The organism is Porphyromonas uenonis DSM 23387 = JCM 13868, from assembly GCF_000482365.1.
Classification (GTDB): Bacteria; Bacteroidota; Bacteroidia; order Bacteroidales; family Porphyromonadaceae; genus Porphyromonas; species Porphyromonas uenonis.
This window is the reverse complement of the sequence record NZ_AXVC01000029.1, coordinates 17867-27698: the sequence shown is the minus strand read 5'-3', so window position 1 is coordinate 27698 and position 9832 is coordinate 17867. Positions and strand designations below refer to the sequence as shown.

The 9832-nt window shown below is 43.5% G+C and carries 8 protein-coding genes and 1 pseudogene; 2 read left to right on the top strand and 7 right to left on the bottom strand.

Features of this window, described 5'->3' with window-relative positions:
- The coding region (locus L215_RS09205; RefSeq protein WP_154657843.1) for a TraM recognition domain-containing protein at nucleotides 1-568 on the top strand (568 nt) is incomplete at its 5' end.
- A 34-nt stretch (nucleotides 569-602) separates the two neighbouring features.
- Here L215_RS09205 and L215_RS10430 read toward each other — a convergent pair.
- From L215_RS10430 to L215_RS0103185, 3 genes and pseudogenes are all read right to left on the bottom strand, one after another.
- Nucleotides 603-677: pseudogene (locus tag L215_RS10430) on the bottom strand (cysteine peptidase family C39 domain-containing protein); the annotation flags it as partial.
- A 20-nt stretch (nucleotides 678-697) separates the two neighbouring features.
- On the bottom strand, nucleotides 698-2014 hold the full coding sequence (locus tag L215_RS0103190) for a radical SAM/SPASM domain-containing protein (RefSeq protein WP_025883350.1): 1317 nt from the start codon (nucleotides 2012-2014) through the stop codon (nucleotides 698-700).
- 443 nt (nucleotides 2015-2457) lie between these two features.
- Nucleotides 2458-4995, bottom strand: a complete 2538-nt coding sequence (locus tag L215_RS0103185; protein ID WP_244869666.1) for an outer membrane beta-barrel protein — start codon at nucleotides 4993-4995, stop codon at nucleotides 2458-2460.
- Between the two features lie 195 nt (nucleotides 4996-5190).
- Here L215_RS0103185 and L215_RS10315 point away from each other — a divergent pair, with 195 nt between their 5' ends.
- Complete coding sequence (locus L215_RS10315; RefSeq protein ID WP_025883352.1) at nucleotides 5191-5424, top strand: hypothetical protein; 234 nt, start codon at nucleotides 5191-5193, stop codon at nucleotides 5422-5424.
- A 9-nt stretch (nucleotides 5425-5433) separates the two neighbouring features.
- Here L215_RS10315 and L215_RS0103175 read toward each other — a convergent pair whose 3' ends face one another.
- The 4 genes from L215_RS0103175 to L215_RS10040 all read right to left on the bottom strand — a co-directional run bounded on the left by L215_RS0103175 (nucleotide 5434) and on the right by L215_RS10040 (nucleotide 9783).
- Complete coding sequence (locus L215_RS0103175) at nucleotides 5434-5919, bottom strand: hypothetical protein (protein WP_025883353.1); 486 nt, start codon at nucleotides 5917-5919, stop codon at nucleotides 5434-5436.
- A 1-nt stretch (nucleotide 5920) separates the two neighbouring features.
- The gene (locus L215_RS0103170; protein ID WP_025883354.1) at nucleotides 5921-8161 is read right to left on the bottom strand and encodes a peptidase domain-containing ABC transporter; all 2241 of its coding nucleotides are present in this window, start codon (nucleotides 8159-8161) and stop codon (nucleotides 5921-5923) included.
- A gap of 23 nt (nucleotides 8162-8184) precedes the next feature.
- Nucleotides 8185-9471 carry a radical SAM/SPASM domain-containing protein gene (locus L215_RS0103165; RefSeq protein WP_025883355.1) on the bottom strand — a complete coding sequence of 429 codons (1287 nt, stop codon included), beginning with the start codon at nucleotides 9469-9471 and terminating at the stop codon, nucleotides 8185-8187.
- A gap of 96 nt (nucleotides 9472-9567) precedes the next feature.
- A complete protein-coding gene (locus L215_RS10040; RefSeq protein WP_154657842.1) occupies nucleotides 9568-9783 on the bottom strand; it encodes a hypothetical protein in 216 nt (71 codons plus the stop codon).
- Between the last annotated feature and the right edge of the window lie 49 nt (nucleotides 9784-9832).

The window sequence follows — 9832 nt, the reverse complement described above, 5'->3', positions numbered from 1 at the left end:
CACAGCCAGAAGTAACAAGGTCGCTGTGTGTCTAGGCTTTCAGGACTTCTCGCAGCTGACCCGAGACTATGGCGATAAGGAGAGTAAGGTAATCCAGAACACTGTGGGTAATGTCTTTAGCGGACAGGTCGTGGGAGAAACGGCTAAGACGCTTTCCGAGCGTTTTGGCAAAGTGCTTCAGCAACGGCAGTCCATGACCATCAATCGAAACGACAAGTCCACATCTATATCTACGCAGATGGATAGTTTGATTCCTGCAAGTAAGATTAGTAACCTTACACAAGGTATGTTCGTTGGGGCTGTCTCTGACAATTTCGATGAACGCATCGATCAGAAAATCTTCCACGCTGAGATCGTTGTGGATGTTGCCAAGGTCTCTGCTGAAACGAAAGCTTATCAGCCTATCCCCATCATAGCGGACTTTACAAACGAAAATGGCTCCGACAGTCTGCGTGAGACTATTGAAGCCAATTATCGCCAAGTCAAGCAAGAGGTGCTATCCCTCGTAGACTCTGAGACTGCTCGTATCAAAGCTGACCCAACACTCTCTCTCCTGATTAAGGAGTAATCCCCCCCTCCTTGCTAAGGTCGTAAAACTGCCTCTACTGGTCACAATCAGGATGTAGTCGGTAGTGCTTGGCCACCATAGCCAAGCACGCTGGTCCGCAATCCATTGCATCTTGTTAATAACAGCATCTCATTGGCATTTGCTTTCTGTAGACCTAACATAAAGATTTTCAAATCTAGACAAAATCAGATCATCCTTTTCTTTGTCAGAATACCCATAAATACACCCGTCATATCCAAAGTGTTCTATTCTGATTTGAGAACAACCTCCTCCACATAATGGCGCAATACGACATGATTTACAAGTCTCGGATGACAACACACTTTTTCTTCGCATTTCCCGTTTGATTTGATCCCACTTCAACTCCCCAGAGGGTAAAAGAACACCATCTCTGTTGTTTGTTGTAAAATCCCGAGCAGAGCAACGAAAAAGATCTCCATTGTAATTTACCAACACTTCATAATCTGATTCTGCATAACAAGGGCTAAGCATTCGATGTCTGTGGGCATATGTGGTTTGGAATGAATGTTTAGTGCTTAGTGTGTTTGCAAATTCTTGAATGCCATCCAAGAGTTTTTCATTTATATCTTCCTGCCATACTGGTTGAAAGTCTATTCTGCAAAGGGATCTATATTCCTCGGGTATAGTAAGTAATTCTTCTATAAGTTCTTCTATGTCTACGATATTTCTGTTCGTTATATTAATTCTAAGAAGAACCGAGAAGCCTCTACTTAACAAAGAAGATACGTTTCCGAGTATCGTGTCGAACGTCTCCTCTCCTTTTCGCCTAATGCGAACAGAATTATGATGCCTGCGACTTCCATCAAGTGTTATCTGAAAAGAGCAATCACCGATTTCAGACAGTTTTTGTTGAACGTATTTGTCAACAAGAACACCGTTAGTTGTGAACGCGAATGGAGATAGCAAATCGTATTCTTGGCATATTTGTTTAATCTGCCTCATCAAAGGATATATGTCTTCGTGAAAGTATAGGAATGGCTCTCCTCCGAAGAAAGATGTATTGATTTGTTTTAACTGAGAATTTGATTCTATTTCATTCTTAATGAGTTTGACAATCGAATCTTTCACCCAGGTGTCTACTCTAGAATTGTTCAAGTGTTTTTCGTAGCAATACCAACAGCGCAAATTACAATCCATCGTAGGATTGATTATTAACTGCATGATATCTTTACGGGAGTCAATATCTCTGATTTTTTTGATTAACTCTTCTATCTCTGATTTATCTGAGTGGACAAGAAACCCCTCTTTGAAGAGTTCTTCTATAAAACTTATACTCTTTACAGAGGTTAAGTTTATATTGTTATATGAATACAGTTGATCGTTGCTTAGAATACAGAACTTATCAACAACTGCATTGTATAAAATAGATCTCTGTTTAGAGATGCGTATAACACTATTGTAAAGGCTGTGTTTGTAGTAACTCATAATGTCGTTGTAGTAATTAATTGAGGAAGAGAGAAGATATTCCATCTTCTCTCTTCGCTTCTCATGTGTGCTGAAATAATAATTGTTTCAAGAGAAATCACTTATTAAGTAGCAAGAGTCTTTATATTACAACCCCAATTATGGTTCCTTAACGACAATAGTCGTGTGACCTGGGATGTTGGAGCCTGGCTGTGGACTTGGCGATTCTTCGATGTTTTTACACGTACAGTTGTTCGTGATCGTCGAATTACAAGGAGACACATTTGTGCACCCACAATTGTTGGTCTCTTTCTTACCTCCAAACAGACCATCATTACCCCCAAATATGAGGGCATTCTCAGACTCTGTCATAATCTCACTTTCGATCTGTGAGACGAACTCGTCAATTCTTTTTTTGTTCATAGGAATGACTTCTTGAAGTTATACAATTAGTGAAAAACATTCTAGTTATCATAGTTGGAAATAATGCGTGAGGCGTCAGATCGCTTCGCTTGGATCTTCTGATTGAGCGATGACTTGCCGAAGTAGTAAGCGATGGATAGCGAGATGCCCATATCCTCGCCCCACGACTTCGTCCACCGATTGAAGTCCGGTGTGTGACTCTCTGATAAGCCCCACGAGTGGATGCCGTGTCCGAGGCTTTGCCTCCAAGACTTGTATGCCCATAAAGTCAGCATCACACGGGAACCAATGCCTTTGCTCATCATAATGTTGCATTGCATCATCCCATCCTGTGTGGTGTAGAGATAGTGGTAAGGAGATGAGTAGCTGAGGTTGATATCTGCGGTCCAGTCGTAGCGGTCTGAAAGCGTGAAGGCATTGTTGAAGGAGCCGTCCGCCATCCAGGTTCGGTAGTTGCACCCATACTGAGGAAGCCCCGCTAAGGTCACCTCATTACGAGTGTATCGTCCCGACACATTAGCATTGGCATACCACCACGAGGTGATGTTACCTCCATATCCCATAGAGAGGCTCAGAGACCGACCGATACCGTAGTTGTAGCTCTTAGTCGCAATTACTCGATCAGGAGTCAGTATAGCAAAGCTACCGATGTTGTCTCGCGTCTCTCCGTAATAAGCTTGTGCATAAAAGTTGCGGTAGCGAGCCGTCAAGGTGTGAAACATAGAGCGAGCTGGTCTCAACTCTGGATTGCCCTGCGTGTAGGCATTCATTGCAGTCCACTTGACAAAGGGCGAGTACGATGCAAAGGAGGAGTAGTTATTACTCATGGAGAAGCCATACGAGAGACTCAATGCACCTCGCCGCCAAGACACACTAGCATAGGGGAGCAGGTACCATCGCCCGGAATAGTGTTGCCTCGCACCATCATCATAAGCCCCCGACGTACTATGATATTGTCCATACAGCCCACCATACAGCGAGATATTATACGGAAGCTGATAGTATGCCAAGAGATAAGGGAGATGCAGCATCTCGCTGTAATGCAATGTACGGTCTGCTGGACGAAAGCTGCCTGGGATCACACGGATGTCGTAGGTCTCACTGTAGCGAGCTTGGCTCAGCGAACTATTGTTGCCTAAATAGAGGTATAGTTTCTCAGAGAGCGGGATCGATAGTTGCGTCTTAAAGGAGTAGCCACTCGTTGCCATCGGGAGGTTAGACTGGTAGTCCAAGTAGGATGGAAGACTTGGCAGGTCACTCCTATTATAGCGTTGGCTCATCGTCTGGCGGTAGTCACTCCATAGACCGCTAACTTCTGCTGTCAAGTACATACCACGGGGGAGCTTGCCTTGGTAGTAGATGATACTCCCTAGGTAGCTATCCACGTAGTCTCTGTTGATCTGTCCCGTGAAGGTCGAGTCTATGCCGAGGGTGCTATACTGGTCGGTTATAGTAGTATGCGGCTTGCCTCCATAGCGATAAAGATCTATTGAGGCTCCCACCGTATGTCCCTCCGCAATCTTGTATTCTCCCGTCAAGTTGAGGTCATATTGACGACGACGGGTGTCTCGGAGCTGCTCCGAGGTATTGATTACTCCCGACTGCAAGTAATGAGTCTCTCCCTCAGACCGCTCATAGTCTCTCAAGTTACGAGCCCCAGCGTAGAGCTGCACTTGCCATCTGGGTGCTTGATAGACGAGTGTCGTGCTGAGCGTCTCCTTCCACCTTTTAGTGCGGATCACTTCGCCACGCACACTCCCTTGGAACCCCACATTGTTGTCCTCGATGACAAGGTCGATGACTGCCGTACGTTCACCGACGCCATACTCTGGTGAGGGCTGATAAAGTACTTTCATCGATTTGATCTGGCTCGCTGATAGCGTCTTGAGATAGCTCATTAAGGCCGACATGGACATGAGGGAGCGGCGACCATTGATAAAGAATACAACATCGTCCGTACCTACCACGGAATAGCTGTCCAAACCCTTCTTTGAGATCATCGGCACATAGGCAAGAAGATCTACGGCAGTACGATTGCTGATTAAGTCTTGATTAAGGATACGACACTCGATGCCACCTACGATTGGCTTAGTACGCACTTGATGCGCTAAGACGACCACCTCTCCGAGTGCAGTGTCATCATCCTCCATAATCACCTCTCGGTAAGCTGCTAGTGTAGCATCGTATGGAATAGTGACTTGCTTAGCTCCAATGAGTGAATAGGTCACGCTGAACGCCTTCTCGGGGAGTTTCATCGCATACCTACCTAAACTATCCGTCACCGTCATCGTAAGCAATGTGGAGTCTTGGTTACTATATAGCAACACATGCACATTCTCCAGCGGAGTACGCTCCTTTGAGACGACTCGACCTGTTACTTCCTGTGCAGTTGTGGCTTGTAGAGACATACCAAGGCAACACAGTATTATAGCTATGGTGGAAGTTACTTTTGACTGGAATATGTCACCACGGGTAATCTTTGTAGCACGCTCAATGTCTGGCATGCTGATGCCACGATAACCTTTAGCTAAGAACAACTTAAAGCTCGCCTCCAGTATAGTTTCTTTTGTAGTCTTCATATCTTGCCTGGCGATAAGAACGTTATGTCCTTCATCCTGACGCAAAGATTGCAATAAATTCTGACATGACAATACTTTCTCTCAACTTTCTTTTTCATCACCTCCTTTCCTTATAATTCCCTGAGGCTTAGAAGAGGTGATTTTAGCCTATATTTGCTATCTGAAAGGTATTGTTCAAATCAAACAGAGAGATTTATGGAAGCAAATAGCAATGACAACTACGTGCTAGTCTTAGAGGATCGCTCCGAGGTAAAGAACCAGCAAGAAGCGGGGAAACTCACCATCGGTTTGGGTGCCAATGATAAGGAAAACCTTAAGACGAACGAAGCCAATTATCGCCAAGTCAAGCAAGAGGTGCTATCCCTCGTAGACTCTGAGACTGCTCGTATCAAAGCTGACCCAACACTCTCTCACCTGATTAAGGAGTAACTTGAGATGCTAAAAGCCAATATCCCCAAGTAACTTTTGGAGCATATTGCCCGAAGTTTGCACCAATCTAAAGTCAACTGTTTGATTCTCTAGGGGCTTGATATCTATCGTCTTGAAGTGACATAAAGCCTCTTGACGAGCTAAGGTATCACGAACAGCGGATAGATTGAGTATTTCTCCTTCTATCTGGTATTGCCCCGCCTCTAGTGACAAAGTTTGTTGATTAGCTTGCGTTGGTCTCGTACGTTCGAATTGAAGCAGTAGCATCATCTTTGTACTATCGCTCGCTGTCTCTGGAACTTCATAGATAGTTGCTACCCCTGTATATACCTGTCTATAAGGGAGGAAGTAAGCGACAAGAAAAAGACAAACTAGAACAGCACCTATGGCTGTAATACCATAACGAATGAGTGATGAAGGTATCTGACCTACAATACTCCGTACTTTTTCGCTACGAAGCTCAAAGCTCTGCTCCTGTTTCTTCTCCTCTTCCATATCAGTTTCCTAATTCCAGTTGGTTCTTAACGAGTGCAAAGTATTTGCCTCTTCTAGCAGTCAGCTCTTCGTGGTTGCCAACTTCTACGATTTGCCCCTCATCTAGGACTACAATTTGGTCGGCATTGCGGACTGTGGAGAGGCGATGAGCCACGACAACGACCGTTTTCCCCTTGTAGAAGCTCTTTAAGTTATCGGTGATGGCACGCTCGTTATTGGCATCGAGTGCATTGGTTGCCTCATCTAAGAAGACGAACATTGGGTTCTTGTAGACTACCCTCGCTATCAGGATGCGCTGTCTTTGTCCTTGACTGATGCCTTGTCCGTCTTGTCCTATCATCGTGTTGTAAGCCAAAGGAAGAGCTTCTATATAGTCTGCTATATTCGCCACACGGGCAGCGTAGCGGATGCGCTCAATGTCGGGTTCATCGTCAGATATGGCAATATTCCTAGCGATGGTATCGGAGAAGAGATACCCTTCTTGCATCACAGCTCCACATTGGCTCCGCCACCAACCAAGGTTAAATTCATTCAAGTTGGCATCGCCTAACTGAATCTTTCCATGTAGAGGCTCGTAAAAGCCTAGCAAAAGTTTGACAAGTGTGGTCTTTCCACTACCACTGGCACCTACAATAGCTGTTACCTTACCGTTGGGGATAGAGAGGTTGATGTCAGAGAGTATTTCCTTGGGGCTGTATATGTCGTATTTGAATGAAAGATCTTTGATATGGATAGAATGCCCATCCGCTGTCTCGTCAGTGTAGTTGTTCCGAATCCGATCTGTATTCTCTTCGTTGGTCTCGGTGTGGATTTCGTTCATACGATCCAAACTGATGCTCACATCCTGCCAAGAATAGATAAACTGAATGAGTTGCTCTACAGGACTGTTGAGTTGCCCAATGATGTACTGTACCGCTAGCATCATTCCGAGGGTCATATTGCCATAAATGACGGCTGTGGCAGCAAGCACAGTAATCAAGATGTTCTTTACTTCGTTGATGGTGATGCTTCCTGCTTGTTGTATCTGTTGCAGATTGAGGGATTGCAGATTGACCTTGAATAGATCAGCTTGCACATCTTCCCACTCCCAGCGTTTGCGTTGTTCGCAACCTTGTAACTTGATTTCCTGCATACCACCTATGAGCTGATAGGTGACATTGCGGTTTCGACCTGCCTGCTCAAAGTATTTATAATCCAGCTGTCTGCGCTTTTTGAGAAAGAGGATAATCCAACCTGCGTATAGTGCTGTACCGATAAGAAAGACGGCGAAGATGGGAATATTATATACGGCTAATACAATGCCGAAAACGAGAAAGGTAAAGAAAGAGAAGAGCAGGCTCAAACTGCTTGAGGTGAGAAACTGCTCTACACGTCGGTGATCTTCTATACGCTGTAAGAGGTCACCCATCAACTTAGTGTCGAAGAACTTCATTGGGAGCTTCATCAGCTTGATGAAGAAGTCCGAGATGAGCGAGATATTGATGCGTGTGGAGATATGCAGTAGTATCTTAGAGCGGATGAAGTCGATAGCTGTACGGCTGAAGAGGAGCATCATCTCCGCCAAGAGTACTAACCATACAAAGCCTATATCTTTTCCTCCAATACCTGTATCCACAATAGATTGGGTAAGGAAGGGAAAAACTAGTTGCAGGAGCGAGCCAAGCAAAAGGCCGAGAATGAGTTGCGTGAAGAAGCGTTTATACTTCTTGAGATAACCCCAAAGGAATTTCAAGCGATTTTGAGTAGGAACTGCTTTTGCATCCTTTTGCGTATAAAATTGCTCCGTGGGTTCAAGAAGCAGTGCAACACCTTTTTCTTCTCCATTGGTCTTGGTACTAACCCAATGCTCGCGAAACTCCTCCTTAGTGTAGGTGACCAGCCCCTTTCCTGGATCTGCAACATAAACTGTATAGCGACCCTTGCGATGCCTCTTGATATTGTAAACAACGACAAAGTGATTTTGATTCCAATGGACGATACAAGGTAAAGGAGCTTCACTAGCAAGCGTTTCAAAACTGAGACGACCACCGACAGTCTTGAAGCCAATTCCTTCGGCAGCTTTGCTAATACCAAGAAGCGATACCCCCTCCTTGCCCAACGCACAACTCGTTCTTAAGTGCTCCCGATCAACTTGTCTACTGTAATACCCAGCTACCATTGCTATGCACGCTGGGCCACAGTCCATCGCGTCTCGTTGCATGAAAATGTGTTGCTGAATTGTTTTTTTATAGGAAAACAGCATATAGGGCAAGGCGATGTTAAGCGTTATAAAGAATTCAAAATATCACGAACTAAGGACGCTTTTCTAATGGGGTCATCTCCATAAATACAAAAATGTCTTCCTTTCGTTTCAAATAAAATTCTCCGACAACCTCTTCCACATATTGGAAATATAGAGCACTCATTGCAGATGGGATCACTAAACTTGTCAAACATCCAAAGTCGATGCTTGTCATTCCATTCAATTGTGCCATTACTGTTAAGAACCCCTAGTTGACGTTCTGGAGAAAAATCTCTAGCATTACACTTAAAAACTCCTCCATCATAATTAATTAGACACTGATTGTCTTTGTCCGCATAACAAGACTGAGATAGCGAGAGTCTATTGTATTGAGGCAACGGAGAGAATCCGTGCTCCAAAGAATCTTGATATAATCGATTAACCTCTGCAAACATTTGTTTGACTTCTTCATCGTCTGCTTTCCTCTGTATATCTTGCCATACTCGATTTATAGAAAGGTATAACAGCGAAGGGTCATCGACGGAGTATAAATCATTCAAAGTGTTTTGAAAATCGAAAACATTTGCCAATGTGTAGTTAAATCTAACAACGACTTTAATCCCAACAGCGTTTAGGTCGTATATATTAGATATAATCTTTTGGTATGTTGGTGACTTGTCAATATTGTACCGTGTCTTGTTATGACTTTTCGAATCACCATCAAAAGTGATTTGTAAACTTTGAACATGAGCTGTCGTTAAATGGTCTATTATTTCTGGAGTTATAAGGAATCCATTTGTTGTAACTGAGATTTCTGTTTGATCTTTTGGAAGAAGCTCTTGGAGGTGATTTATGATAGGTGCTACTATATCAAAATAGTGAAGCAAGGGTTCTCCTCCAAAAAAAGAAAGAGCGAATTTCTTTAATGCTGGATTCTGTTTAATCGTTCGAGAAATATGATTTTTACATGCAAATAGGACATCATGGCTCATTAAAGAACCGACATGTTTTTTTTCAAAGCAGTACCAGCATCTGCAATTGCAATCTAGAGTAGGGTTGACAATCATATGATAGATTGATTTATTATAATCCTCTTCCATGGAAACCGTCCTAAGAGCTTCAATCTCATCAAAATTCCCCTCAACAATAAAGCCTGATTTTAGTAATTGTTCATACAGATGAGGATTGTATACTAACAACTCCTCTGGTGTCAGTCTCTCAAATGACTCCAGCAAGGATGGGGTAACTATAAGGTAGGATTTTGTTCTAGTGTTGAATAAAACATCAACTCCCTCATACTGCAAGCTAACTATATATTTGCTCTTTTTCATAATAAAGGCTTCTAAACAAGACCCTCCCTCTTCTCATAAGAGAGAGGGTCTATCGTAACAAATATGCAACTTCTTCGTGAAGTCACCAATCTGAAATTAGAAGTGCTGTTGTATCGGACGAAGGACAATACGTCCACCACCATCACATGCGCAAGCGCAAGTTTCCAGATTTCCGACACTTACAGAGACACTTGAAGCTAGTTCAGCTCCTGTGTTTTTCACCAAACCTGATTGAAATCCTCCATTCAGGTTCTGCAACTCAGTCTCTGATAGAGACTGAAAAGCCTTGATTTGTTTTTTGAAATCAGACATATACTGTATTGATTTAAAAGTGTTTTGCCTACTCTGTTGATTGGATTTT